The organism is Burkholderia sp. AW49-1 (assembly GCF_053427845.1).
On the sequence record NZ_JBSAXF010000004.1, the window covers coordinates 127,093 to 154,069 of the forward strand.

Genomic DNA, 26,977 nt, shown 5'->3' on the forward strand with positions numbered 1-26,977 from the left:
GCCAGGCCAGTCCCGACGCGATCCATGAGGTGATTCTAGGGATCGGCCATAAGGAGATGATTCTGTTTTAATATCGGTCCATCACTTTTTCATGATGGTATGGCGGTTCGGCAATGACATTCGACGCGAACGACGTGGTCCGGCGGCTCGGTGCGCGCCTGAAGATGCGGCACCTGATGCTGTTGCTGCAGATCCAGCAGCACGGGTCGCTGACGCGCGTCGCGGAGCACATGGCCAGCAGCCAGCCTGCCGTCACGAATGCGCTGTCCGAGCTGGAAAGCATGTTCGGCACGCCGCTGTTCGAGCGCTCGTCGCGCGGGATGCGGCCGACCGCGCTCGGTTCGGTGGTGCTCGAGCGCGCCAGGGCAATGCTGAAGGACCTCGACCATCTCGCACGCGAGATGGAGGCGGTCGCCGCCGGTCACGCGGCTCACCTGCATATCGGCGTGATTCCGTTTATTTCGGGACAGATGCTGTCGGCGGCGCTCAAGCGGCTGCAATCCCGGATGGAGCGGCGCCTGACCGTGACGATCCATGAAGGCACCAGCGACCAGTTGCTGCTCCAGCTCAAGGACCACAGCGTCGATCTCGTGATCGGGCGGGCGTCGTCGGCGATCGATCTGGGGCAGGTTTCCTTCGAAGTCCTGTACCAGCAGCAGCCGCGGATGATCGCGAGCCGGCGCCTCGCCGCGAAACTGGCGCGCATGAAGCTCGACTGGGAGAAGCTGCGGGAGCTGGACTGGATTCTCGGCGCGCCGCATACACCGATGCGGGAGCAGGTGACCGACCTGTTCCTGTCGGCCGGCATCGCGCCGCCCGTGCCGATCGTCGAAAGCTACTCGTCGAAGCTGATCGGCGAAATGATCGCGTCGAGCGACGACGCCGTATCGATCGTGCCGGCTGATATCGCGGAAGAAATGGTGCGCATCGCCGGCGTGGCGATCGTGCCTTACTCGCTGGTCTGGACGCTGCCGCCCATCGCGCTGTTTACGCGCGCCGCCGATTCGCATGCGCCGACGCGGGATCTGCTGGTCCAGGCGCTGCGCGAGATCTGCAGGGAAACCTACGTCGAGGTACCGCGATAACGTGTCGGGCGCCGGCCCGCACCGGCCCGGCCGGAATCGACATCACGCTCGTTCCGGCGCCACCGTCGAAGCACGCTCCGCCGGTATCCATCACGCCGCATCCGGACAACCCCCGCTTCGCCGAAATTCGCCTCAAACCCCCGCCGCACAAGCCATTGCTCGCGCATAGTGGTTTCCACTCATAGTCGCAACTAGGCAAGAAAAGGTCGCCGCCGGTCGTCTTTCGACCAATATGGCTCGTTACTTTTACTCCCACGATGCAGGCCGGGACGCACTCCGCGAACCCGTCGGACATCGGTCCAATCGGGAGAGAAACCATGAAGTCGACAAAGATCGCCGCGTTCGTCGCGGCCGTGCTGGCGACCGGCGCATTCGCGACCGCGGCGCACGCCGAAACGGATGCGGCGACCTGCCGCAACGTACGCTTCGCGGACATCGGCTGGACCGACATCACGTCCACCACGGCGCTCGCGTCGACGGTGTTCGAAGGGCTCGGCTACAAGCCGACGACGACGATCGCATCGGTGCCGATCTCGTTCGCTGGCCTGAAGAGCAAGCAACTCGACATCTCGCTCGGCTACTGGTGGCCGGTGCAACAAAAGCAGCTCCAGCCGTTCCTCGACAGCAAGTCGATCAACGTGGTCGAGCCGCCGAATTTGTCGGGCGCGAAGGCGACGCTCGCGGTGCCGAGCTATGAATACCAGGCCGGCCTGAAGACCTTCGATGACATCGCGAAACACCGCGCGGAACTCGACGGCAAGATCTACGGGATCGAGCCGGGCAGCAGCGCGAACGCGACGATCCAGAAGATGATCGACACGAACCAGTACGGTCTGGGCGGCTTCAAGCTGGTCGAATCGAGCGAAGCGGGGATGCTCGTGACGGTCGAGCGCGCGATCCGCGAGAAGAAGTGGGTCGTGTTCCTCGGCTGGGAACCGCATCCGATGAACATCCAGATCAGCATGAACTACCTGTCCGGCGGCGATGCGAGTTTCGGCCCGAACTACGGCGAAGCGCGCGTGTACACGCTGACGGCGCCCGACTTCATCTCGCGCTGCCCGAACGCGGGCAAGCTCGTCGAGAACCTGCGCTTCACGACGCAGCTCGAGAACCAGCTGATGCAGTCGGTGATGAACAAGACGAAGCCGGCCGACGCCGCGAAGGCATACCTGAAGAAGAATCCGCAGGTGCTCGATGCCTGGCTCGCCGGCGTCAAGACGTTCGACGGCAAGGACGGCCTGCCTGCCGTGAAGGCGTATCTCGGCCTGTAACGGCCCGCGCGCCGCGATCGGGCGGCGCGCAGCGACAAATAATCTGCAGTACGACGGAAAACGAGCGACACGAACAGCATCAAGCGAGGGCATTCAGCATGAACCACGAAGTCATCATCACCTGCGCGGTCACCGGCGCGGGCGACACGGTCGGCAAGCATCCGGCGATTCCGGTTACGCCGAAGGAAATTGCGGCCGCCGCGATCGAAGCGGCGAAGGCCGGCGCGACGGTTGCGCACTGCCACGTGCGCGACCCGCAGACGGGCCGCGGCAGCCGCGACCCGAACCTGTACCGCGAAGTGGTCGACCGGATCCGCTCGGCGGACGTCGACGTGATCATCAACCTGACGGCCGGCATGGGCGGCGATCTGGAGATCGGCCCGGGCGAGGACCCGATGCGCTTCGGCAAGGGCACCGATCTCGTCGGCGGCCTCACGCGCCTCGCGCACGTCGAGGAACTGCTGCCGGAAATCTGCACGCTCGACTGCGGCACGCTGAATTTCGGCGACGGCGACTACATCTACGTATCGACGCCCGCGCAACTGCGCGCCGGCGCGAAACGCATCCAGGAACTCGGCGTGAAGCCGGAGCTGGAAATCTTCGATACGGGCCATCTGTGGTTCGCGAAGCAGTTGCTGAAGGAAGGGCTGCTCGACGATCCGCCGCTGTTCCAGCTGTGCCTCGGCATTCCGTGGGGCGCGCCGGCCGACACCGGCACGATGAAGGCGATGGTCGACAACCTGCCGCCGGGCGCGCACTGGGCCGGCTTCGGGATCGGCCGCATGCAGATGCCGATGGTCGCGCAGGCGATGCTGCTCGGCGGTCACGTGCGTGTCGGCCTCGAAGACAACATCTGGCTCGATCGCGGCGTGCATGCGACCAACGGCACGCTCGTCGAGCGTGCGCGGGAAATCGTCGAACGCCTCGGCGGCCGCGTGCTGACGCCGGCCGAAGGGCGTCGCAAGCTCGGCCTGCCGGCGCGCGGCGAGCGTCCGCTCGAACGCCGCGCGGTGACCGAATTCGCGTGAGTTTTCAAGGCTGATTCCGATTCAATGCGGCGGCGCGCACGGGCGCGGTCGCCGTCCGATTTCCCTCGATTTGAAGGATGCGTGACATGGCAGTGAAGACCGACATCAAGACGTTCGCCGCGATCGGCACCGGCGTGATCGGCAGCGGATGGATTTGCCGTGCGCTCGCGCACGGTCTCGACGTGGTCGTGTGGGACCCCGCGCCGGGCGCCGAGGAGCGGTTGCGCGCGAACGTCGCGAATGCGTGGCCCGCGCTCGAACGCGTCGGCCTCGCGCCGGGCGCCGATCCCGCGCGGTTGCGCTTCGAGTCGACGATCGAGGCCTGCGTCGCCGACGCGGACTTCATCCAGGAAAGCGCGCCCGAGCGCGAGACGCTGAAGCTCGAACTGCACGAACAGATCAGCCGCGCGGCGAAGCCCGACGCGATCATCGCGTCGTCGACGTCGGGGCTGCTGCCGACCGACTTCTACGCGCGTGCGACACATCCGGAGCGCTGCGTGGTGGGCCATCCTTTCAATCCGGTCTACCTGCTGCCGCTCGTCGAGGTGCTCGGCGGCGCGCGCACGTCGCCGGAAGCGGTCGAGGCGGCGATGACGATCTATCGCAAGCTCGGCATGCGGCCGCTGCACGTGCGCAAGGAGGTGCCGGGCTTCATCGCGGACCGGCTGCTCGAAGCGCTGTGGCGCGAGGCGTTGCATCTCGTCAACGAAGGCGTCGCGACGACCGGCGAGATCGACGATGCGATCCGCTTCGGCGCGGGCATCCGCTGGTCGTTCATGGGCACGTTCCTGACCTACACGCTCGCCGGCGGCGATGCCGGCATGCGACACTTCATGCAGCAGTTCGGCCCCGCGCTCGAACTGCCATGGACGAAGCTGGTCGCGCCGAAGCTGACCGACGAACTGATCGACAGCGTCGTCGAAGGCACGCGCGAGCAGCAGGGCACGCGCAGCATCAAGGAACTCGAACGCTATCGCGACGAGTGCATCACCGAGGTGCTGAAGGCGATCGCCGCGGTGAAGGCGCGGCACGGGATGCGATTCGAGGACTGAACGAACATGACCGGCGATACCCCGCTGACGATTTACCACGACGTCGTGCGGCCCGAGTGGGTCGACTACAACGGCCATTTGCGCGACGCGTTCTATCTGCTGATCTTCAGCTTCGCGACCGATGCGCTGCTCGACCGCATCGGTCTCGACGACGCCGCGCGTCGCGAGCGGTGCCGCTCGGTCTATACGCTCGAAGCGCACGTGAACTATCTGCAGGAGATCAAGGAAGGCACGCGCGTGCGCGTCGATGCGCGGGTGTTCGCGCATGACGCGAAGCGGCTGCACCTGTATCTCGAGCTGTTCGCGGACGGCCATGACGGCGCGGTGTCGGCGAGCGAACAGATGCTGCTGCACGTCGATACGCGCGACGGCGCTAAATCGGCGCCGTTCGACGACGACGTCGCCGCGCGCGTGGCCGAACTGCATGCGTTGCAACGCGATTGCGTGGCGCCCGCGTATGCGGGCCGCGTGATCGGACTGCCGCCGCGCCGCTAGCGTCGACGTTCAACGTTCAACGTTCAACCTTCGACCGTGGAGTGCACACGATGCTCGAACCGGAAATCGCGGCGTTCGTTGCAGCCGTCGACGCGTGGTATCCGGCCGATGCGGCGGCGCGATCGCCCGTCGAGCAACGCCGCGTCTACGATCGCTTCGCGGCCGCATGGACGCCGGCCGAGCTGCCGCCCGGCATCGTGCAGCAGGACGCCGCGTGGCATGCATCGGACGGGCGCGCGATCGCACTGCGGCGCTACGCGCCTGCGCAGGGCGAGCCGCGCGGCACCGTCCTGTTCTTTCATGGTGGCGGCTTCGTCGTCGGCTCGCTCGACAGTCACGGGCTGATCACCGCGCAACTAGCGGCCGACACGGGGCTTGCCGTGATCGCGGTCGACTACCGGCTCGCGCCCGAGCACCGCGCGCCGGCCGCGCTCGAGGATTGCCTGGCCGTCACGCGCGCCGCGCGCGACGTAGCGGACTGGCCGTTCAACTCGTGCGCACGACCGCTGACGCTCGCGGGCGACAGTGCGGGCGGCAATCTCGCGGCGGCCGTCGCGACCGCGCTGCGCGACGCGGGTGAAGGCGGCATCGACGGGATCGCACTCGTGTATCCGATGCTCGGCATCGAACCGCAATCGCCGGCGCGCGAGACGGAAGCGCACGCGCCGATGCTGACGCTCGACGACGTTCATCGCTATCGCGCGCTGTACTGGGGCGATGCGGATGGAGCCGCGCTGAACGACGATCCGCTGCTGCGCGCATCGGCGCCGCTCGCGGCGTCGCGCTTCGACGGGCTGCCGCCCGTGCTCGCGATCGGCGCGGAACACGATCCGCTGCGCGACGATGCGCGCGTCTACGTCGAACGGATCCTTGCGGCTGGCGGCGCCGCGCGTTACTGGAGGGGAGAGGGGCTGGTGCACGGCTGCTGGCGCGCGCTCGGAACGAGCCCGCAGGCGGCGCGGATGCACCGGATGATCGGCGGGTTTCTGCTCGCACCACACGCGTAGCGGGCGTTTCCGGGAGGCAACGATGCAGGCAGCGCAACAGCGTATCGAGGACTGGCGGACCTTTTCCGCCGACGCGGCCATTGCGGCGGCGACGATCGGCGATGGAGCGGTGGAAGTCGAGTGGAGCGACACGCGACGATCGCCGTTTCACTTCGACTGGCTGCGCGACAACTGCGCGTGTGCCGAGTGCGTGCATGCGCTCACGCGCGAACAGGTGTTCGAGATCGCCGACGCGCGCGAGGATCTGTCGGCGGTTACCGTGCATGTCGAAACAGACGGCGCGCTGCACGTCGAGTGGAACGACGGGCATCGCAGCACTTGGTCGCCCGGATGGTTGCGCGCGCATGCATACGACGATGCCTCGCGCGTGGAACGCCAGGCCGCGCACGGGCGGCACGTGTGGGCCGGCGACGATGCGACGGCGATCGGCGTGTTCGCGTGGCGTGACGTGATGGAGGACGACGGCGCGTTGCGTGCGTGGCTCGCCGCATTGCAGCGCACGGGACTGACGCTCGTCGAGGGCGTGCCGGCCGAACGCGGCCGGGTCGACCAGATCGCGCGTCGTATCGGCCTGATCCGCGAAAGCAATTTCGGCGTGCTGTTCGATGTCGAATCGAAGCCGCGACCGGACAGCAATGCCTATACCTCGCTCAACCTGCCGCCGCACACCGACCTGCCGACGCGTGAATTGCAGCCGGGCGTGCAGTTCCTGCATTGCCTCGCGAACGACGCAACGGGCGGAGACAGCATCTTTCTCGACGGCTTTGCGCTGGCGGAAGCGCTGCGGCGCGACTATCCGGCCGATTTCGAATACCTTGCCTCGACGCCGTTCGAGTTCTGGAACAAGAGCGCGAACAGCGACTACCGCTGCTCGGCGCCGGTGATCGGGCTCGATGCACGCGGCAACGTGACGGAAGTGCGTGTCGCGAACTTCCTGCGCGGGCCGCTCGATGCGCCGGCCGGATCGGTCGCGGCCATCTACCGCGCGTACCGGCGGTTTCTCGCGCTCGCGCGCGAGCCGCGTTTCCGGGTGCAGCGCCGGCTGCGGGCGGGTGACATGTGGGCATTCGACAACCGGCGTGTGCTGCATGCGCGCACCGAGTTCGATCCGTCGACGGGCCGCCGGCATCTGCAGGGCTGCTACGTCGATCGCGACGAACTGCTGTCGCGCTGGCGTGTGCTGTCGCGCGCGGCGCCTGCTGCGGCCACGGGGCGTTGACCGGCGCATACGGCATCGCGTCGCATACCTCGCCGCGGAAAAAGCGCCCGGACGCAGTGCGCCCGGGCGAAGCCACCCGCTGCCGGGCGGCGGAGGTATGCGTTTCACAAAAAAAGACGAGCCCGCATCATGGGCTCGTCCGGGAACAGCTTCGTCGCGCGATGCGCCCGCCAGGGGCGCGTCGGCTTACTGGCCGAAGAAGACCGAGTCGCGCGCGTTCGACGACGCTGCGGCAACCGGGGCGCCCGAGTGGACGACCGGAGCCGGTTGCGCGCCGTAGCCGCTGGCGTCGGCACCATGAACACGCGCTTCCGCCGACTGGATGTCGTTCGGGTAGTACGGGCTCGACACGCCCGGCTTGTAGCCGGCTTGTTCGAGCTGAACCAGTTCGTTGCGGACCTGTGCGCGGGTCACGGTGCTTTGGGCGAAAGCGCCGAACGAAGCGGACAGGGCGACAGCGGCAACAACTGCGGAAACGAGCGATTTCATGATGACCTCCGGTGTTTTATTGGGTTCGCTTTCGACACCATGTCTGCAGCGATTGACTAAATCTTAGTCACCGGGTGGTTCAGGGTAAACGCTGATTTTGATGATAGATTGTTTCCGGACTGGTAACAGTGGGCCGTTCAATCAGGCTTTCACCAAGCTTTCATTTCTGCAAGTGCAATAAGCGTGACAAATGTCGAGGCGAGCGGTGCGTGATTCAACGCACCTCGGCCGACGTGTCGAACGGCGTGACGGGCGGGCGACCCGCGACCATGCCCGAACTCAGGAAACGCACGCCCGTCGCGGTTTCGGAGGCCTCCCACAGCAGCGCGGCGGTCGCCACATTGCGCGCCGCGCGCGGCACGCTTGCCGGGGCCGGCAGGCCGCGCGACTCGAACCAGCCGGACGGTCCGATGTACGAGCCGCCGGTGAGGTCGGGCGACGTCGCCGCGTGAATCGCAGGAAGTGCGCCCTGGTCGGCCGGTTGCGCGAGATAACGGTTCGCCGCGCGCATCAACGCGGCGCGCGTGGGCGAACTGTCCATCGCGGGGCCCGCGAACTGCAGATTGGTCGCCGCATAGCCGGGATGCGCGGCGACGCTGATGCCCTCGAACGCCGCGCGCTGGAAGCGGCGCTGCAACTCGATCGCGAACACGAGGTTCGCGAGCTTGCTGTCGCAGTACGCGAGATAACGGTTGTAACGGCGCTCGGCGCGCAGGTCGTCTACGCGGATCCGGCCGCCGCGGTTGAATCCGCTCGACATCGTCACGACCCGCGCGCGCCGCGCGGCGCGCAGCGCGGGCAGCAGGTGCCCGGTCAACGCGAAATGGCCGAGGTGGTTGGTGCCGAACTGCATCTCGAAGCCGTCTTGCGTGTGTCGCAGCGGCAGGAACATCACGCCGGCGTTGTTGCAGAGGATGTCGACGCGGCCGTGGCGGTCGGAGACGTCGGCGGTGAAGCGCTGGATCGACGCGAGATCGGCGAGGTCGAGCGGATCGACTTCGACCCGGGCGGCGGGATGGAACCGGCGGATCGCATCGGCGGCCTGCGCGCCGCGCGTGGCATCGCGGCAGCCCATCACGACCGTCGCGCCCTTGGCGGCCAGCGTTTCCGCGATCTGCCAGCCGAGCCCGCTGTTGGCGCCGGTCACGACCGCGACTTTGCCACCTTGCGCCGGGACGTGGTGCGCGCTCCATGCATGCATGTCTGCCTCCATCGGCGCGGCCGGTGCGCCACGACGTGTAATCGTTACATTGAATGCTGTAACGATAGTCCGCGCGGGCGGGGCAGACAAGCGGGGGAACTAGACCGGCGGTTCCAGGCCGGCTTGCGTGTCGCGCGACGGGCGTTACCGGCTGCCGGCCAGGGCGAGCACTTCGGCGGCGGAGATCATCGCGGCCGCGTTTGCCGGTGCCGGGCGCTCGGCCGGGCGAAAGACTTCGTCGCCGCGCTGGATGACCTGACGCGACAGCGCGCAGGTGCCGGTGCGCTGCGCGAAGCGGCGGCGCCAGCGCTGTTCGCCGTAGTGACAGCGGCCGGGTTCGACCCAGCGGACGACGAGCAGCGTATCGGAGCGTTCCAGAATTTCGACGTGGACGTCGGCGGGATCGAGCACAGGCAGGGATTTGGAGGCCTTCATTTGCCGTTTCCTAAAGCTCGTGCGGTTTCGGCCGTGGCAGTGGATGTCACTACCCGACGGCGATTCCGTAGCGGTTTCCATGATTGGTGCGCTAAATGTAAGCGTCTGTGACCGGAAAAAACATCCTGTCTGGCTCAAATTACCTTTTGCCGATTTAGAAACAATCGACGCGCATTTTCTTGAAAAACCAACGACAAAAGCGCCCCGGACGAGAACGTCCGGGGCGGAAACTCGGCTCGCGCCACCGTGTCTGCTCGCTCAGTCACGGGGACACCGCGGGGGACGGAGGGGCCCGTCACGGATCTGCGACGGGCGGGGTGCGGTGGTCCGGGAAGCGCGGTCCGGCAACGCCATGATCGCGCGCGCCCCCCGTTGACACCCTGACGGGAACATGACTTTTTTGTCAGTTTCGCCGCGACGGCGGCGCGACACAGGCACCCGAGTCCGGCGCAAACCTGCGCCGGCATTGGCTTTGCGCGGAAAGTGAGTGATCTCCGGAATCGGAAAAGGACGTAACCGACGTGCGTCGCACCGCCCGCCGGCCCGATTCTCCCGTTCGGGAAAATACTGAATCACGCGATCGTGACAAATCCGGAATCTGTTCCTATTATTGGTTGGACCTTTAGTCCTTTGTGCCAATTGGTCGGCTCGGCCGGCTTCTACAGGAGTGGTGCTCATGAGATTGCAGGGCAAGCGCGCGCTGGTGACGGCGGCCGGGCAGGGCATCGGGCGCGCCACCGCGCTGCGGTTCGCAAGCGAGGGGGCCGACGTGCTGGCGACCGACATCAACGAAGCCGCGCTCGCGCAACTCGCGGCCGACGCCGAACGCGCGGGCGGCACGCTGGCCACGCGGCGGCTCGACGTGACCGATGCCGGCGATGTCGCCTCACTCGCCGCGCAGGAGCGTGCGTTCGACGTGCTGTTCAACTGCGCGGGGTTCGTGCACCACGGCTCGATCCTCGATTGCGACGATGCCGCGTGGGCGTTCTCGCTGAACCTCAACGTCACGTCGATGTACCGGCTGATCCGCGCGCTGCTGCCGGCGATGCTGGCGGCGGGCGGCGCGTCGATCATCAACATGGCGTCGGCCGCGTCGAGCGTGAAGGGCGTGCCGAACCGCTTCGTCTACGGCACCACCAAGGCTGCCGTGATCGGCCTGACCAAGTCCGTCGCCGCCGATTTCGTCGAGCAGCGCATCCGCTGCAACGCGATCTGCCCGGGCACGATCGAGTCGCCGTCGCTGGAACAGCGGATCGCCGAGCAGGCGCGCACGCGCCAGGTGTCGACCGACACCGTGCGCGAGGCGTTCGTCGCGCGCCAGCCGATGGGCCGCATCGGCACCGCGGACGAAGTGGCCGCGCTCGCGTTGTATCTCGCGTCGGACGAAGCGTCGTTCACGACCGGCGCGATTCACCTGATCGATGGCGGCTGGTCGAACTGAATGCGTCCAACCGGCCGCGCCGTTCCATTCACTTTCCGTTTCCTCATACAACATGAAACTGCTGAGATTTGGCGACAAACACCACGAAAAACCGGGCCTGCTCGATGCGCAGGGAAAGATTCGCGACCTGTCGGGCGTGATCGACGACATCGCCGGCGATGCGCTCACACCCGCGTCGCTCGCGCGGCTGCGTGACATCGACCCGTCGTCGCTGCCGCTCGTCGAAGGCACGCCGCGACTCGGCGCGTGCGTCGGCCGCGTCGGCAAGTTCATCTGCATCGGGCTCAACTATTCCGATCACGCGGCCGAATCGGGCATGGAAGTCCCGAAGGAGCCGGTCGTGTTCGGCAAATGGACGAGCGCGATCTCGGGCCCGAACGACGACGTCGAGATTCCGCGCGGCTCGGAGAAGACCGACTGGGAAGTCGAGCTCGGCGTGGTGATCGGCCAGGGCGGCCGCTACATCGACGAGGCCGACGCGCTGTCGCACGTCGCCGGCTACTGCGTGGTGAACGACGTGTCGGAGCGCGAATACCAGCTCGAGCGCGGCGGCACGTGGGACAAGGGCAAGGGCAACGACACGTTCGGCCCGCTTGGGCCCTGGCTCGTGACGGCCGACGAAGTGCCCGATCCGCACGCGCTGCGGCTGTGGCTCGAGGTGGACGGCCACCGCTACCAGAACGGCACGACCGCGACGATGGTGTTCCGCGTGCCGCACCTGATCAGCTACCTGAGCCGCTTCATGAGCCTGCAGCCGGGCGACGTGATCTCGACCGGCACGCCGCCGGGTGTCGGTCTCGGGCAGAAGCCGCCGGTCTATCTGCGCGCCGGGCAGGTGATCACGCTCGGCATCGACGGGCTGGGCGAGCAGCGCCAGCGCACCGTGCAGGCCTGATTTCCTTTTACGGACCGTTCGTCATGCCTATCATTCGATCGATGCGCGTCCTCGACGTGCGCTTTCCGACCTCGCAGCAGCTCGACGGCTCCGATGCGATGAATCCGGACCCCGACTATTCGGCCGCGTACGTCGTGCTGGAAACCGACCACGACGGGCTCGAAGGCCACGGGCTCACGTTCACCATCGGGCGCGGCAACGAAATCTGCTGCGCGGCGATCGACGCGATGCGTCACCTCGTCGTCGGCCTCGACCTCGACTGGATCCGCGAGGACATGGGCCGCTTCTGGCGGCACGTGACGTCGGACAGCCAGTTGCGCTGGATCGGTCCCGACAAGGGCGCGATCCATCTGGCGACGGGCGCCGTCGTCAACGCGGTGTGGGACCTGTGGGCGAAGGCGGCCGGCAAGCCGCTCTGGCGGCTCGTCGCGGACATGAGCCCCGAGGAAATCGTGCGTGCGATCGATTTCCGCTACCTGACCGACTGCTTGACGCAGGATGAGGCGCTCGACCTGCTGCGTCGGCAGGCGCCGGGCAAGGCGGCGCGGATCGCGACGCTCGAGCGCGAAGGCTACCCGTGCTACACGACGTCGGCGGGCTGGCTCGGCTACAGCGACGACAAGCTGCGCCGGCTGTGCCGCGAGGCAGTGGACGCCGGTTTCGACTACGTGAAGCTGAAGGTGGGCGCGAACCTGGAGGACGACATCCGTCGCGTGACGATCGCGCGCGAGGTGATCGGCCCGGACCGCAAGCTGATGATCGACGCGAACCAGGTGTGGGAAGTCGACGAGGCGATCGATTGGGTGCGCGAGCTGGCCTTCGCGAAACCGTGGTTCATCGAGGAGCCGACGAGCCCCGACGACATCGAAGGGCATCGCAAGATCCGCGAGGCGATCGCGCCGGTGCAGGTCGCGACCGGCGAGATGTGCCAGAACCGCGTGCTGTTCAAGCAGTTCATCGCGCGCGGCGCCATCGACGTCGTACAGATCGACGCGTGCCGGCTCGGCGGCGTCAACGAGATTCTCGCGGTGATGCTGCTGGCCGCCAAGTACGGGCTGGCGGTGTGTCCGCATGCGGGGGGCGTCGGGCTGTGCGAATACGTGCAGCATCTGTCGATGATCGACTACGTGTGCATTTCCGGCACGAAGGAAGGGCGCGTGACCGAATACGTCGATCACCTGCACGAGCATTTCATCGAACCGTGCGTCGTGCGCGGCGCGGCGTACATGCCGCCGACGGCGCCCGGCTTTTCGATCGAGATGAAGCCCGAATCGCTGGAACGGTATCGATTCCGCGGCTGAAGCGCGTGGCACGCGGCATGCAGCACGAGAACGCACGATGCACCGCGCGCGGCCCGCGCGGCGACAACATGAACGACGGAGACGCGAAGTGGATTTGAATCTGCAAGACAAGATCGTGATCGTGACGGGCGGTGCGTCGGGCATCGGCGCCGCGATCTCGATGCGGCTGGCCGGCGAAGGCGCGATTCCGGTGGTGTTCGCGCGCCACACGCCGGACGACGGCTTCTGGCGCGAACTCACGCGCACACAGCCGCGTGCCGCGTGCGTGTCCGTCGAGCTTCAGGACGACGCGCAGTGCCGCGACGCGGTCGCGCAAACCATCGCACGTTTCGGCCGCATCGACGGTCTCGTCAACAACGCGGGCATCAACGACAGCGTGGGGCTCGATGCCGGGCGCGACGCGTTCGTCGCATCGCTCGAACGCAATCTGGTCCACTACTATGTGATGGCGCATTACTGCGTGCCGCACCTGAAGGCGACGCGCGGCGCGATCGTCAACATCTCGTCGAAGACGGCCGTCACCGGGCAGGGCAACACGAGCGGCTATTGCGCATCGAAGGGCGCGCAACTCGCGCTGACGCGCGAATGGGCCGTCGCATTGCGCGACGACGGCGTGCGCGTGAACGCCGTGATTCCGGCCGAGGTGATGACGCCGCTCTACCAGAACTGGATCGCCGGTTTCGACGATCCCGAAGCGAAGCTCGCGGAAATCGCCGGCAAGGTGCCGCTCGGCAAGCGCTTCACGACTGCCGACGAGATCGCCGACACGGCCGTGTTCCTGCTGTCGGACCGCGCGTCGCACACGACGGGCCAGTGGCTGTTCGTCGACGGCGGCTATACGCATCTCGATCGCGCGATCGGCTGAGGGCATCGAGCCATGCAACCCGATCTGAACCCGACCGCCGCACCCGCCGCGCTGATTGCGCTGACCGGCATCGGCAAGCGCTTTCCGGGCGTGCAGGCGCTCGACGATTGCCGGTTCGACCTGCATGCCGGCGAAGTCCACGCGCTGATGGGCGAGAACGGCGCCGGCAAGTCGACGCTGATGAAGATTCTCGCCGGTGTTTATCAGAAGGACGAAGGCGAGATCCGGATGGACGGCCGCCCGGTGGAGATCGACGATCCGCGCGCCGCGCAGGCGCTCGGCATTGGCATCATCCATCAGGAACTGAACCTGATGAACCACCTGAGCGTCGCGCAGAACATCTTCATCGGGCGCGAGCCGCGCGGCCGCTTCGGCGTGTTCGTCGACGAGGAGCAGCTCAACCGCGACGCGGCCGCGATCTTCGCGCGGATGCGGCTCGATCTCGATCCGCGCACGCCGGTCGGCCGGCTGACGGTCGCGAAGCAGCAGATGGTCGAGATCGCGAAGGCGCTGTCGTTCGACTCGCGCGTGCTGATCATGGACGAGCCGACCGCCGCGCTGAACAACGCGGAGATCGCCGAGCTGTTCCGCATCATCGGCGACCTGCGCGCGCACGGCGTCGGCATCGTCTACATCTCGCACAAGATGGACGAACTGCGCCAGATCGCCGATCGCGTGACGGTGATGCGCGACGGCAAGTACGTCGCGACCGTGCCGATGGCGGACACGTCGATGGACGCGATCATCGCGATGATGGTCGGCCGCCAGCTCGATACGACGTTCCGCACGCCGCCCGATACGTCGGCCAACGAGGTCGCGCTCGAAGTACGTGGGCTGTCGCGCGGCCGCGCGATCCGCGACGTCGGCTTCACGGTGCGGCGCGGCGAGATTCTCGGCTTCGCGGGGTTGATGGGCGCGGGCCGCACCGAGGTCGCGCGCGCGGTGTTCGGTGCTGATCCGGTCGACGCGGGCGAGATTCGCGTGCACGGCAAGACGGTGACGATCCGCACGCCGGCCGACGCGGTCGCGCACGGGATCGGTTATCTGTCGGAGGACCGCAAGCACTTCGGGCTCGCGGTCGGGATGGACGTGCAGGACAACATCGCGCTGTCGAGCATGCAGCGCTTCGTGCGCCGCGGCATGTTTCTCGATGCGCGCGGGATGCGCGACACCGCGCAGTCGTACGTGCGGCAGCTCGCGATCCGCACGCCGTCGGTCGCGCAGCCGGCGCGGCTCCTGTCGGGCGGCAACCAGCAGAAGATCGTGATCGCGAAGTGGCTGCTGCGCGACTGCGACATCCTGTTCTTCGACGAGCCGACGCGCGGCATCGACGTCGGCGCGAAAAGCGAGATCTACAAGCTGCTCGACGCGCTCGCCGCCGACGGCAAGGCGATCGTGATGATCTCGTCGGAGTTGCCCGAGGTGCTGCGCATGAGCCACCGGATTCTCGTGATGTGCGAAGGGCGCGTGACCGGCGAATTGCGCGCGGCCGACGCCACGCAGGAAAAGATCATGCAGCTCGCGACGCAGCGCGAGTCGACCGTATTGTCCTGATTCAGACGCCGATCCTTAGGCTTACAAACCATGTCCAACGATACGCATCCCGTCCCGCCCCTTGCTTCCGGCGACACGCCGGCCGCCGCATCGAGCCTGAAGTCGCGCTTCTTCAACCCGGCCGCGCGGCAGAAGCTGCTCGCGTTCGCGAGCCTCGTGCTGCTGATCGTGTTCTTCAGCTTCGCGTCGTCGAACTTCCTCGAAGTCGACAACCTCGTGGCGATCCTGCAGGCCACCGCCGTGAACGGCGTGCTGGCCGTCGCGTGTACCTACGTGATCATCACGTCGGGCATCGACCTGTCGGTCGGCACGCTGATGACGTTCTGCGCGGTGATGGCCGGTGTCGTGCTGACGAACTGGGGCATGCCGCTGCCGCTCGGGATCCTGGCCGCGCTGTGCTTCGGCGCGCTGTCGGGCAGCGTGTCGGGCTTCGTGATTGCGAAGATGAAAGTGCCGCCGTTCATCGCGACGCTCGGGATGATGATGCTGCTCAAGGGGCTGTCGCTCGTGATCTCGGGCACGCGGCCGATCTACTTCAACGACACGCCGGGCTTCACGTCGATCGCGCAGGATTCGCTGATCGGCAGCCTGATTCCCGCGCTGCCGATTCCGAACGCGGTGCTGATCCTGTTCCTCGTCGCGGTCGGCGCGTCGATCGTGCTGAACCGGACCGTCTTCGGCCGCTACACGTTCGCGCTCGGCAGCAACGAGGAAGCGCTGCGGCTGTCCGGCGTGAACGTCGACGCGTGGAAGATCGCCGTCTACACGTTCAGCGGCGCGGTGTGCGGGATCGCCGGGCTCCTGATCGCGTCGCGGCTGAATTCCGCGCAGCCGGCACTCGGGCAGGGCTACGAGCTCGATGCGATCGCAGCCGTCGTGATCGGCGGCACGTCGCTGTCGGGCGGCGCGGGCAGTATCGTCGGCACCATCATCGGTGCGTTCATCATGAGCGTGCTGACCAACGGCCTGCGCATCATGTCGGTCGCGCAGGAATGGCAGACCGTCGTGACCGGCGTGATCATCATCCTCGCCGTCTACGTGGACATCCTGCGCCGGCGCCGCCGCTGACGCACGCACGACACACATGTGCTTCACCGCCGGCCCGTCCGGCATTTCAGTCGATACCAACCAAGGAGACGCGAAGTGATCAGGAGCAAGGTGTTGAACGCGATCGTCGGACTGACGTTCGCCGTGGGCGTGACGGCCGGCGCGCAGGCGCAGGAAACCTACATCCCGCTGATTTCGAAGGGCTTCCAGCATCAGTTCTGGCAGGCCGTGAAGGCGGGCGCGATGCAGGCCGCGAAGGACTACAAGGTGAAGGTGACGTTCGAAGGCCCCGAAACCGAGGCGATGGTCGACAAGCAGATCGACATGCTGTCCGCGGCGATCGCGAAGAAGCCGGCGGCGCTCGGCTTCGCGGCGCTCGACAGCAAGGCGGCGCTGCCGCTCCTGAAGAAGGCGCAGGCCGAGAAGATCCCGGTCATCGCGTTCGACTCGGGCGTCGACAGCGACATCCCGGTGACGACCGCCGCGACCAACAACAAGGCCGCCGCCGCGCTTGCCGCCGACAAGCTCGCCGCGCTGATCGGCGACGAGGGCGAGGTGGCCGTGGTCGCGCACGACCAGACGAGCCGCACCGGCATCGATCGCCGCGACGGCTTTGTCGAACGGATGAAATCGGCGCACCCGAAGGTGCGGATCGTGACCGTGCAGTACGGCGAAGGCGACCAGCTGAAGTCGACCGAAGTGACGAAGTCGATCCTGCAGGCGTACCCGAAGCTCAAGGGCTTGTTCGGCACCAACGAAGGCTCGGCGATCGGCGTGGTGAACGGTGTGCGCGAGATGAAGCGCAAGGTCGTGATCATCGGATACGATTCCGGCAAGCAGCAGAAGGACGCTATCCGCAGCGGGATGATGGCCGGCGCGATCACGCAGAATCCGGTCGGGATCGGCTACAAGACCGTCGAGGCGGCCGTGAAGGCGATCAAGGGCGAGGAGCTGCCGAAGGTCATCGATACCGGTTTCTACTGGTACGACAAGAGCAATATCGACGACCCGAAAATCACGGCGGTGCTGTACGACTGAACGTGACGTGACACGGCGAACGACGGCGAAACGCGAGGACACCATGGGCGCAGTGCGCATCGATTCTCATCAGCACTTCTGGCGTTATCGCGCGACCGACTTTCCGTGGATCGGCGCCGGCATGGGCGTGCTCGCCCGCGATTACATGCCCGACGCGCTGTGGCCGCAGATGCATGCGCAGGCGCTCGGTGCGTCGATCGCGGTGCAGGCGCGCGTCGGACGCGACGAGACGGCGTTCCTGCTCGATCTCGCCCGCGACGAAGCGCGCATCGCGGCGGTGGTCGGCTGGGAGGACCTCGGTGCGCCGGCGCTCGCCGATCGTGTCGCTGAATGGCGCAGCCCGAAGCTGCGTGGCTTTCGTCACCTGCTGCAGGACGAAGCCGACGTCGGCGCGTTCGTCGCGGATCCCGCGTTCAATCGAGGCGTCGCCTGGCTGCAGGCGAACGGCTATGTGTACGACGTGCTCGTGTTCGAACGTCAGCTGCGCGACGTGCGCGCATTCTGCGCGCGGCACGATGCGCACTGGCTCGTGCTCGATCATGCGGGCAAGCCCGCGCTTGCCGAGTTCGACCGCGACGACACCGCGCTCGCCCGCTGGCGCGCCGGGCTGCGCGAGCTGGGCGCGCTGCCGCACGTCGTGTGCAAGCTGTCGGGGCTCGTGACCGAGACGGACTGGCGGCGCGGCCTGCGCGGGCAGGACATTCGCCATATCGAGCAATGCCTCGATGCGGCGCTCGACGCGTTCGGCCCGCAGCGGCTGATGTTCGGTTCGGACTGGCCCGTATGCCTGCTCGCGGCGTCGTACGACGAAGTGGCGTCGCTGGTCGAGCGCTGGGCCGAAGCGCGGTTGTCGGCGGCCGAGCGCGACGCGTTGTGGGGCGGTACGGCCGCGCGGTGCTATGCGGTGCCGGGCGATACGAAGCCCGGCATATAGAATAGGCGCGAACGGCCTGACGCTCCCGCATTCGTCAGACCGTCCGCCACGCAACCGCTTACCTGTATCAACGTATGTCCATCCAGCCGATTCAGAACCGCCGCCTCTACCAGCAGATCGCCGACAAGCTCAGCGCGATGATCGAGTCAGGCGACTTCCCGCCGGACAGCTACCTGCCGCCCGAGCGCGAACTGGCCGAGCAGTTCGGCGTGTCGCGCACGTCGGTGCGCGAGGCGCTGATCGCGCTCGAGGTGAACGGGCTCGTCAGCGTGCGTGTCGGCGACGGCGTGAAGGTGCGCCAGCCCGAGGCGGCCACCGCACCGCAACCGCAGATCGACACGAAGGTCGCGCCATTCTCGATCGTCGAGATCGATCCGGAGCTCGGCATCGCGATCGACCTCGATACCGAAATCCCGCCGTTCGCGCTGCTGCAGGCGCGCCGGCTGATCGAGCCGGAAGCCGCGTCGCTCGCCGCGAAACATGGCTCGGACGCGCAGATCGAGGGGATTCACGAGGCGTTCCTGCGCAACCAGGAAGACAACCGCAGCGGCTCGCTCACGCATCCGGGCGACCGGCTGTTCCATATCCGTATCGCGGAAGCGAGCGACAACCCCGCGTATGCGCTGATGATCAAGCAGCTGCTCGCGCACAAGTACGACCTGATGTTCCAGCGGCTGCAGTCGCTGTACATGCCGAACGACATGCCGCATCGGTCTGAGCTCGAACACCGCGCGATCCTCGACGCGATCCGCTCGCGCGACCCGGAGGCCGCGCGCCGCGCGATGGCCGAGCATCTCGACGAAGTGATCCGGATCTTCGGCCGCGCGCTCGACTGAGCGCGGGCGATCGGCATCAGAAGCGGTCGGCGCGGTAGGGCGTCGGATCGGTGAACGGCGTCTCGCCGGTCATCATCTCGGCGAGCAGGCGGCCGGAGACGGGGCCGAGCGTCAACCCGTGATGGTTGTGCCCGAACGAGAACCACAACCCGCGATGCGCGGGCGCGGGGCCGATCACCGGCCGCATGTCGGGCGTGCACGGCCGGAAGCCGAGCCACGGGTGCGGGTCGAGCCGCTCGCCGAAGCCGAACACCGGGCGCGCGACGCGTTCCGCGCGGTCGAGCTGTACACCCGTCGGCGGCAGGCCGCGCCGGGCGATCTCGACGCCGGTGGTCAACCGCAATCCGCGCCGCATCGGCGCGATCACGTAGCCGTATTCGCGATCGACGATCGGCGCCGACGGCGCGCCGCGTTCGGACGGCGCGTAGTGCATGTGATAGCCGCGCTTCTCGCGCAGCGGAATCTTGTAGCCGAACTTGCCGAACACCGTGTCGGACCACGGGCCGAGCGCGACGACGACGGCCGGCGCGGCTATCCTGCCGTCGTCCGTCGTGACCTGCCAGCCGGGCGACAGCGCGTCGAGGCTCGCGGCATCGCCGGTGAGCAGCGTGCCACCGCCTTGCACGAAGAGTTGCGCGTAGGTTTTGACGAGCGCGGACGGATCGACGACGCTTTTCGGATCGAGCCAGTGGAGCGCGCCGCAGAAGCCCGCGGCGAGGCTCGGCTCCCGTGCGCGAAGTGCCGCGGCATCGAGGGGCGTGATGCCGAGCCCGTGGCGGCGCGCGGTGAGTTCCGCATCGGCGACCGCGCGCTCGAACGCGGCAGGCGTGCGGAACGCTTCCATCCAGCCGCTGGCGCGCACCAGTTCGCCGGCGCCGGCGCGCGCGATCAGCGCGTCGTGCTCGACGATGCAGCGCTCGATCAGCGGCAGCATGTCGCGCGAGGCTGCCGCGTGGCGCAGCGGCGCCGATTCCCACCAGAAGCGCGCGAGCCACGGCGCGAACGCGGGCAGCGACGCGCTGTGCCAATAGAGATCGGTGGAGCGGTTGAGCGCATAGCGCATCAGCGTGAACGGGCTGCGCGGGAACGGATACGGTTCGATCGACGAACGCTCGATCAGCCCCGCGTTGCCGAAGCTCGTGCCTTCACCGGGCGCGCCGCGGTCGACGAGGGCGACCTTGCGGCCGCGATCCTGCAGGTGCAGCGCGGCGGAGACGCCGACGATGCCCGCGCCTAGAACGATGACGTCGAAGTCCATGGAGGATGCCGAGATGCAATGGTTGGGCGAAGGGTACCGCGTTTCGTTTTGACGCGAATGCGGTTCGGAACCCAAGGATACCTCCGCCGGGCGCGGGCGACGCAACGATCGTCAGTTGCACACGACACGTGTGGTGCGCGCTGGCGCGGAGCATGATGGCCGTCGGTGCGGGCGAATTGAATTTCCGGGCATCGCTGGATTACCCGACATATTCGGCGGCGAAAATCGGATCGTGCGTTTCCAGAGAGACGAATTCATCGCCGGCGCATGCAGTCGATGCCATGCGCCGCGATTTTGGCTTTCTCGTGATTTCGGAAATCCCGGATGCGCTGGCGCGATTCTCGCGGGTCGCGAGTTTTCCGAATCGCTGGCGCGCGATCATTTAAGCGTTCGGAAAATTGTGCCGTGCTGCATTGCGGGAACGTCAAAATTACGCGTCGAGAAAACACGGAAATATTCGAGTGGGAAGCTTAATTGAAAGTATGGACGGGTGTGAGTCGTGCCGTTATGATGGCGCCGCTTGTCTGGAGAGATAGATAATCTCCGCCATAAAAGAGACATATATCGAGCGGGAAATGTCGGTTTGCTCCGATGCCGTTGTATTGGCGAATGCTGTTTCGGAGATCGCGGAAAAAATCGAAGAAGCATATCCCGGCGAACGTCCGTTTCGAAATGATTATTTCGGATCGACATGCAGTAAAACCGCGCCGCATGCGTCGCGGTAACCAGAAATAAGAAAGCGAGAGGGCCCATGAAAGAGATGCCACGAAGCGTCGGGGTCGCCGAATCCGCGGGATCGTCTCCGCTTGCGGGCGCGCTGACATCCGGCGCGATGCAAATGGCGTTGGCGGCGAATCCCGTGGTCGGCAAGATTGCGCCGACCGCGTCGGCCGTCATGCAGGCGCTGGCCGCCGGCGGCAATCCGGCCCAGATTGCGGCGTCGATGGCCGCCCCGGCGGCAGGCATGCTGAATCCGCTCGCGGGGCAACTCGCTTCCGGCGCGATGTCCGGCATGGGGGCGGCACTTGCCTCGCCGTCGCCGATGGCCGCCGCCGCGCCGCCCGACGATCACCCGCTGTCCGGGCAACCGCTTTCCGACCTCGCGTCCGAGCCGCAATTCTTCATGCCGGGCCAGGCGCCCGGCCCGTCCGCCGCCGCGGCATCGGCGTTGCCGTTCAGCGAGACGACCCGTCTGCTTCGATTCCAGTCGCCGCTGACCGGCTCCCGCGCGCTCTCGATCGCGGCGATCAAGGGGGGCGAAGCGCTGTCGCAGATGCCGAGCTACACGCTGGACCTGGTCACGCAAAATCCGTCGATCGATCTGAAGGACGTGCTGAATCAGGCGGTCGCCGTCAATATCATGCTGCGGGACGGATCGGAGCGGCAGATTCACGGCTATCTGGTGCGCTTCGGGTTCGAACGCAACGACGGCGGCATCGCGCATTACCGCGGCGAGCTGGTGCCGTGGCTGTGGTATCTCGGCAAGCGGGTCAACAGTCGCATCTATCAGCAGGTCACGGTGCTCGACGTGTTGCGCAAGGTTTTCGCCGATTACGGCGCGCTGGTCGATTACCAGACGCACATCAAGCAGGAACTGAAGTCCGAGGATTACGTCGTCCAGTTCCAGGAGAGCGACCTGAATTTCGTCAGCCGGCTGCTCGAGCGGCACGGGCTGTTCTACTACTTCGAATATCGGCAGGACGGTCACACGCTCGTGATCGCCGACGACTCGACGTCGTGCCCCGATCAGGCGCACGATCCCGTCGTCACCTACAACGCGGCGAGCGGCGTGCAGCAGGCCGACCGGTTGACCGCGCTGTCGGCCAGCCGGGAAACCCAGCCGGGCGTGGTCGCGCTGCATACCTTCGACTACAAGCACCCGAAGAGTCGGCCATACGTCGAGTTGCCGACGCTGGCCGACCAAGGCAACGCGCCGAAGCTCGAGGTATACGACGGGAATTCTGCATTCGCGTACAAGGACGCCAGCGAGGGCGAGGCGGAAGCCAAGCGCCGGCTCGAAGTATACGAGTGGCAGGCCAAGGTGTTCCGGGGCGAATCGGGATGCCGCGGGCTCACCGTCGGCCGCAAGTTCAGGATCGACGGGCACTTCTGGTTCGACCCGGCCAAGCAGGACGACAACGAATTCCTCGTCGTCGGCATCGAGATCGACGCAAAGAACAATTTCGACGATGCGTCGACGCAACCCGGCAGTTTCCGCAGCACGCTCACGCTGATCCGCAGCAAGATTCCGTATCGTCCGGTGCGGCAGCATGAGAAGCCGATCATGCCCGGACCGCAGAGCGCGATCGTGGTCGGCCCGAAGGGGCAGGAAATCCATACCGACGGGATGGGCCGCATCAAGGTCCAGTTTCCGTGGGACCGATACGGCAAGAACGACCACGAGAGTTCCTGCTGGATCCGCGTGTCGCAGCCGTGGGCGGGACGCGGCTGGGGAACCGTCGCGATTCCGCGCGTGAACCAGGAAGTCATCGTCGACTTCCTGAACGGCGACCCGGATCGGCCGATCATCGTCGGCCGCATGTTCAACGCCGAGCAGACGCCGCCGTATGCGTTACCCGACGGCGCGCACCAGATGGGATTCCACAGCAATTCCACGCCGGGCGGAGGCGGGTTTTGCGAGATCGTGATCCACGACAGGAAGGGCGACGAACTGGTCAATATCCATAGTCAGAAGGATATGGCCACGACCGTCCAGAACAATCACGTGACGGTCGTAAACGGCCCGAACCAGACGAATATCGTCTCGCAGGGCCAGCACGCGAACATCGTGCGCAAGGCGATTTCCGTGCAGTCGCAGGACGAGCACATTCAGCACACCGCAAAGACGGCCGTGATCCTGCATGCGCAGGAACAGCACATGGCGCTCAAGGCGAAGGGCCCCGTGCAGATCGAATCCGATACCGAGCACGTGCATGTGAAGGGCTCGCAATCGATCATCCTCGAATGCGGAAAGGCGAAGATCACGCTGTCGGCAGACGGACAGATCGTGATCGACGGCACGCGCGTCGTCGTGCTCGGTTCGCAAAGCGTCGACCTGAATCCCGACGGTGCGACCGGGCCGGCATCGCCGCCGCTCGTGCCCGTTACCGACCCGAGCGCGCCGACGCCCGATCTCGCGGCGCCGGTGGCCGGAGGCGGCGGCGGTGGCGGCGGTGGTGGCGCCGCGGCGGCTGCGCCCGGTCATGGGAAGAAGCACGCAAAGGCCGCGCGGAAGAAGGCCGTGACGACCGGGCTGGGCCCCGGTGTCGACCAGCTCGCCGCGAAATCGCCTACGCTCGAACATGACATCGCGACACTGCAGAAGGACGGCTGGCACATCGAGTATGGCCCCGCGAATCATGGCTCGTCCACGAACAAGAGCGGACATCCGCCGACGATCGTGATCGACGGCGCCGACCGCGAGAATCCGAAGGCCGTGGTCCGGGGGTTGGCGCATGAGACCGGACACGCGCTGTATCAGGGCACGCCGGACTACTCATCCAGAACCAGCTACGTCAATAGCGAACTGGCGGATGAAGGCGCGGCCACGATGAACAACATCAAGGTGCAGCGCGAAATTCTCGCGCACGGCGGCCCGAACATCAGTATCGCCGGCAATCCGGACAATGCGCCGGCCTACAACGCAGCGTACAACCGGTTCCTGCATGACGGCGACGCAAGCGCGGCGCGCGCCGCGATCGGGCATGTCTACGGCACCGGAGAATATGCGTCCGTGCCGGTCAACGGCCAGTATGTCAATTATCAAACCTACTACGGAAGCTGGTATGACCGTAACTACCCGTCCCACTAAGCGCGGCCGTGGCGCGGCGATCGTCGCACCGCTGTTGCTCGCACTGTCGCTGGGCGTAACGCCGGCCTGTTCGGAGGGATCGAAGAAGATGCACACAACCGTTCAACTCAGTCTCTGGCAATTGATCGACCAGCTCGGTGCCCATCAGCCGATCCGGCGTGAGCCCGTCGAGCACCTGCTTCACACGACGCTCGCCCGTACCGAATCGAGCAACGAATACTTCACGTTCTGGAGCAACGGCGACGGGGCCCCGATCGCGCTCGACGACGGCACGCGGATCGAGCGAATCGTGCTGCGAACGAGCAACGAAGGCGACGCGCGCGGGGCGCTCACGTTGACGCTGTCCGGCCGTTGCATCCGCCGCGACGACGTGAAGGGGCGTTTTGCCGGGATGCGCATCGCCGGTGCGCCGTCGGGCCGCTCGCCGAACGAGGAAACGACATTCCGCTCGGAGACCGCATGGGGCGAACTCGTGTTCGGGTTCGCGGAGCGCAACCCCGATTGCCTGTCGAGCGTCGGCTTCGGCGAGAAGACGAAGTAACGCACCGCCGGGACGCATGCGTCCGGATCAACGAAAGGAAGAACGGAATGGCGGTTTACCGATTGCACGAGGGGTGCATGGTCTTGCCCGATGGCTGGCGAGACCAGACCATGAACGTGTTCCACTTGCCCGACGCGTCCGGCCGCAAGGACGTGGCGTTCGTGGTCACGCGCGACTACGACACGCCGCTCGACGATGTGGGCGCATACGCGGATGCCCAGCAGACGGCATTCAAGCGTCAGTTTCCCGCATACAAGCCGCTCGCGCGCGAGACCGTCACGATCGACGGGCGTCCCGGCCTCATGCTCGACTACCAGTGGCGCAGCGACAAGACGCTGCTGCGGCAGCGACAGGCAATGGTCAGGCTCGACGATGCGATGCTGGTGTTCACGCTCAATGCGCGTGTCGAGGATTTCGAGCGGCACATTCCCGCATGGACGGCGATCCTGTCGTCGTTCGTCGTGATGCCGCCCGCGCCGGATGACGGCGATGCGCAGGCCGCGCCGCGCGAAGTCCTGCCGCACGTGTTCGCGCTGTCGGCGAAGACGCGCGTGCTGCGCGTCTATCCGGATCTTCGCGCGGCATGCGAGCGCATCAGCGCGCGCGAAGTCGAAAGTCACGACTGGGTGTTTTTCGCAAGCGATGGTTCGCCGCTCGCGCCGACGATCGTCCAGCGTAGCCGTCACGGGCTGTTCAAGGCGGAAGGGCGCTACGAGCTGCGTCCCGATCCCGGCTATTCGGGGCTCGAATTGCGGCGCCGTCTCGACGCGGTGACTGCCGTGGAAGGCGTGCCGCCGCTGCTGACGATGCAGGACATCGAAGCGCATCTGCGGCTGCAGCGCGCGGACGGCGCGTCGTCATGAGCGGTGCCGAGGCGGCCCTGCGCGCCGCCCGCATGGGCGACGAGATCGCGCATGGCTTCGGCCTGCTCGGGATGATCGCCGGCGCCGTGGTCGGCGCGGTCGTCGCCGCCGCCATCGTGACGGCGACCGCGGCCACGGGCGGTCTCGCGCTCGTCGCGATCGTCGGGGGCTGCGTGGCGGGCGGCGGCCTCGCCGGCGGCGCGCTCGTGCGCGGCATACAGAAGGCGGCCAACATATCCGGTCCAACCACCGGCATGCTTCATCCGGGATCGTCGAACGTCACGGTCAACAGTCGTACCGCGCTGCGTGCCGGCGTCGATTTTGCCGACGAATGCAACGGCCTGCCGTTCAATCACTTCCCCAAGCCGAAACTGCTCGTGGCGCAGGGCTCGCGGACCGTGACCGTCAACGGCAAGCCGATGGCACGTCTGTCGATGAAGATGGAGTGCGGTGCCGTCATCAAGACCGCGAGCGACAACGTGACGGTCGGCGGAGAGACCGTCACCGTCGTGGCTATCCACGATACCGAGGCGATGGTCGAGACGGCCCTCGAGGTGCTCGGCTTCGTTGCGCTTGGCGCGGCCGGCCTGGGCGCACTCGCGGCAGGCGCCGGTGCCACCGCGCTGTTCGCGGGGACCGTGATCGGCGCCAACGTCGGCCTGAATGCGCTGCATTCGTGGGGCGAATCGCTGGGTCCCGGCTACGGCGACATCATGGTCGGCGTGGCGGGATTCGCGTTGCTCGGGCTGGGGGCGAAGGGGGCCGACACCGAAGCCGCGAAGAACGCCGTCGACGTGTTGAACCGGACCAAGGTGGAAATCGAGCCGAACACGCTCGGCTCGAACGGCGGCAACATTCGGGTCACGACCAAGGGCGTGCCGCGAACGCTCTACGAGCAGTTGCGGTCCAAGACGCCAAGTTCGAAGATCCAGAAGATGGTCAACGAGAATTTCGAGCCGGGCATGGACGATCCCGCGCTGCCGGGCCTCACGATCGACAAGCCGTTGCATGCGGATCACATCGTGTCGATGAAGGAGATCACCGAGATGCCCGGGTTCAAGGATCTGTCCTTCGATAACCAGGTCAAGGTGCTCAACAACCCGGACAATTTCGTGGGTCTCAGCGAGACCGCCAATACGTCGAAGGGATCGAAGTCCTATGCCGAGTGGACTGAATACAAGAAGGGCGGCATCAAGGTGGACGAAGGGTTCCGACAGAAGATGATGCAGCGCGAAGCCGACAACCGGACGCTGCTGCAGCAGCAGATCAACGAGTTGCTCGGCGATCAGCCGAAGTAGAATTCCCGATGAC

At 66.5% G+C, this 26,977-nt stretch carries 25 protein-coding genes; 21 read left to right on the top strand and 4 right to left on the bottom strand.

What is annotated here, in order from left to right; translation table 11 throughout:
* Positions 1-113: 113 nt before the first annotated feature.
* The 7 genes from ACV22W_RS08910 to ACV22W_RS08940 all read left to right on the top strand — a co-directional run bounded on the left by ACV22W_RS08910 (position 114) and on the right by ACV22W_RS08940 (position 7,157).
* On the top strand, positions 114-1,085 hold the full coding sequence (locus ACV22W_RS08910) for a LysR substrate-binding domain-containing protein (RefSeq protein ID WP_448018829.1): 972 nt from the start codon (positions 114-116) through the stop codon (positions 1,083-1,085).
* A 317-nt stretch (positions 1,086-1,402) separates the two neighbouring features.
* Complete coding sequence (locus ACV22W_RS08915; RefSeq protein ID WP_448018830.1) at positions 1,403-2,356, top strand: choline ABC transporter substrate-binding protein; 954 nt, start codon at positions 1,403-1,405, stop codon at positions 2,354-2,356.
* 98 nt (positions 2,357-2,454) lie between these two features.
* On the top strand, positions 2,455-3,384 hold the full coding sequence (locus tag ACV22W_RS08920) for a BKACE family enzyme (protein WP_059534240.1): 930 nt from the start codon (positions 2,455-2,457) through the stop codon (positions 3,382-3,384).
* 86 nt (positions 3,385-3,470) lie between these two features.
* Positions 3,471-4,436, top strand: coding sequence for an L-carnitine dehydrogenase (locus tag ACV22W_RS08925; RefSeq protein WP_448018831.1), 966 nt, complete (start codon positions 3,471-3,473; stop codon positions 4,434-4,436).
* A gap of 6 nt (positions 4,437-4,442) precedes the next feature.
* Entirely contained in the window at positions 4,443-4,931 is a 489-nt protein-coding gene (locus ACV22W_RS08930) for a thioesterase family protein (protein WP_448018832.1), read from the top strand.
* Positions 4,932-4,981: 50 nt separating this feature from the next.
* The gene (locus ACV22W_RS08935) at positions 4,982-5,938 is read left to right on the top strand and encodes an alpha/beta hydrolase (protein ID WP_448018833.1); all 957 of its coding nucleotides are present in this window, start codon (positions 4,982-4,984) and stop codon (positions 5,936-5,938) included.
* A 22-nt stretch (positions 5,939-5,960) separates the two neighbouring features.
* Positions 5,961-7,157: a TauD/TfdA family dioxygenase gene (locus ACV22W_RS08940; protein ID WP_448018834.1), complete on the top strand. Its 1,197-nt coding sequence runs from the start codon at positions 5,961-5,963 to the stop codon at positions 7,155-7,157.
* Between the two features lie 186 nt (positions 7,158-7,343).
* Here the strand turns inward: ACV22W_RS08940 and ACV22W_RS08945 are convergent, their stop codons facing one another.
* From ACV22W_RS08945 to ACV22W_RS08955, 3 genes are all read right to left on the bottom strand, one after another.
* A complete protein-coding gene (locus tag ACV22W_RS08945) occupies positions 7,344-7,646 on the bottom strand; it encodes a DUF4148 domain-containing protein (RefSeq protein WP_448018835.1) in 303 nt (100 codons plus the stop codon).
* Between the two features lie 214 nt (positions 7,647-7,860).
* Positions 7,861-8,847, bottom strand: coding sequence for an oxidoreductase (locus tag ACV22W_RS08950; protein ID WP_448018836.1), 987 nt, complete (start codon positions 8,845-8,847; stop codon positions 7,861-7,863).
* Between the two features lie 144 nt (positions 8,848-8,991).
* Positions 8,992-9,282: a DUF3331 domain-containing protein gene (locus ACV22W_RS08955; protein WP_044847789.1), complete on the bottom strand. Its 291-nt coding sequence runs from the start codon at positions 9,280-9,282 to the stop codon at positions 8,992-8,994.
* Positions 9,283-9,958: 676 nt separating this feature from the next.
* Between ACV22W_RS08955 and ACV22W_RS08960 the strand changes: the two genes are divergently transcribed.
* The 9 genes from ACV22W_RS08960 (at position 9,959) to ACV22W_RS09000 (ending at position 19,193) form a co-directional block, all read left to right on the top strand.
* Positions 9,959-10,723 (top strand): SDR family oxidoreductase, encoded by a 765-nt coding sequence (locus ACV22W_RS08960; protein WP_448018837.1) that lies wholly within the window; start codon positions 9,959-9,961, stop codon positions 10,721-10,723.
* A 52-nt stretch (positions 10,724-10,775) separates the two neighbouring features.
* Positions 10,776-11,618: an ureidoglycolate lyase gene (locus tag ACV22W_RS08965; protein ID WP_059534249.1), complete on the top strand. Its 843-nt coding sequence runs from the start codon at positions 10,776-10,778 to the stop codon at positions 11,616-11,618.
* Positions 11,619-11,641: 23 nt separating this feature from the next.
* The gene (locus ACV22W_RS08970) at positions 11,642-12,919 is read left to right on the top strand and encodes an L-fuconate dehydratase (RefSeq protein ID WP_448018838.1); all 1,278 of its coding nucleotides are present in this window, start codon (positions 11,642-11,644) and stop codon (positions 12,917-12,919) included.
* Positions 12,920-13,007: 88 nt separating this feature from the next.
* Positions 13,008-13,784: an SDR family oxidoreductase gene (locus ACV22W_RS08975; protein ID WP_448018839.1), complete on the top strand. Its 777-nt coding sequence runs from the start codon at positions 13,008-13,010 to the stop codon at positions 13,782-13,784.
* Between the two features lie 12 nt (positions 13,785-13,796).
* Entirely contained in the window at positions 13,797-15,338 is a 1,542-nt protein-coding gene (locus tag ACV22W_RS08980) for a sugar ABC transporter ATP-binding protein (RefSeq protein WP_448018840.1), read from the top strand.
* Between the two features lie 30 nt (positions 15,339-15,368).
* Positions 15,369-16,406 carry an ABC transporter permease gene (locus ACV22W_RS08985; protein ID WP_448018841.1) on the top strand — a complete coding sequence of 346 codons (1,038 nt, stop codon included), beginning with the start codon at positions 15,369-15,371 and terminating at the stop codon, positions 16,404-16,406.
* 75 nt (positions 16,407-16,481) lie between these two features.
* Positions 16,482-17,423, top strand: coding sequence for a substrate-binding domain-containing protein (locus ACV22W_RS08990; RefSeq protein ID WP_448018842.1), 942 nt, complete (start codon positions 16,482-16,484; stop codon positions 17,421-17,423).
* Positions 17,424-17,466: 43 nt separating this feature from the next.
* On the top strand, positions 17,467-18,357 hold the full coding sequence (locus ACV22W_RS08995) for an amidohydrolase family protein (protein WP_448018843.1): 891 nt from the start codon (positions 17,467-17,469) through the stop codon (positions 18,355-18,357).
* A gap of 74 nt (positions 18,358-18,431) precedes the next feature.
* Positions 18,432-19,193, top strand: a complete 762-nt coding sequence (locus ACV22W_RS09000) for a FadR/GntR family transcriptional regulator (RefSeq protein ID WP_448018844.1) — start codon at positions 18,432-18,434, stop codon at positions 19,191-19,193.
* Positions 19,194-19,209: 16 nt separating this feature from the next.
* Here the strand turns inward: ACV22W_RS09000 and ACV22W_RS09005 are convergent, their stop codons facing one another.
* A complete protein-coding gene (locus tag ACV22W_RS09005) occupies positions 19,210-20,451 on the bottom strand; it encodes an NAD(P)/FAD-dependent oxidoreductase (protein WP_448018845.1) in 1,242 nt (413 codons plus the stop codon).
* Positions 20,452-20,603: 152 nt separating this feature from the next.
* On the opposite strand from ACV22W_RS09005, the gene ACV22W_RS09010 reads away from it, so the two are divergent.
* From ACV22W_RS09010 to ACV22W_RS09030, 5 genes are all read left to right on the top strand, one after another.
* Entirely contained in the window at positions 20,604-20,837 is a 234-nt protein-coding gene (locus ACV22W_RS09010; RefSeq protein ID WP_448018846.1) for a hypothetical protein, read from the top strand.
* Positions 20,838-21,310: 473 nt separating this feature from the next.
* On the top strand, positions 21,311-24,262 hold the full coding sequence (locus ACV22W_RS09015; RefSeq protein WP_448018847.1) for a type VI secretion system Vgr family protein: 2,952 nt from the start codon (positions 21,311-21,313) through the stop codon (positions 24,260-24,262).
* Positions 24,237-24,803 (top strand): hypothetical protein, encoded by a 567-nt coding sequence (locus ACV22W_RS09020; RefSeq protein ID WP_448018848.1) that lies wholly within the window; start codon positions 24,237-24,239, stop codon positions 24,801-24,803. The genes ACV22W_RS09015 and ACV22W_RS09020 overlap by 26 nt, the downstream gene beginning before the upstream one ends.
* Before the next feature lie 77 nt (positions 24,804-24,880).
* A complete protein-coding gene (locus tag ACV22W_RS09025; RefSeq protein ID WP_448018849.1) occupies positions 24,881-25,666 on the top strand; it encodes a DUF1795 domain-containing protein in 786 nt (261 codons plus the stop codon).
* Positions 25,663-26,964 carry a PAAR domain-containing protein gene (locus ACV22W_RS09030; protein ID WP_059534271.1) on the top strand — a complete coding sequence of 434 codons (1,302 nt, stop codon included), beginning with the start codon at positions 25,663-25,665 and terminating at the stop codon, positions 26,962-26,964. Before ACV22W_RS09025 ends, ACV22W_RS09030 begins: the two co-directional genes overlap by 4 nt.
* Positions 26,965-26,977 lie beyond the last annotated feature (13 nt).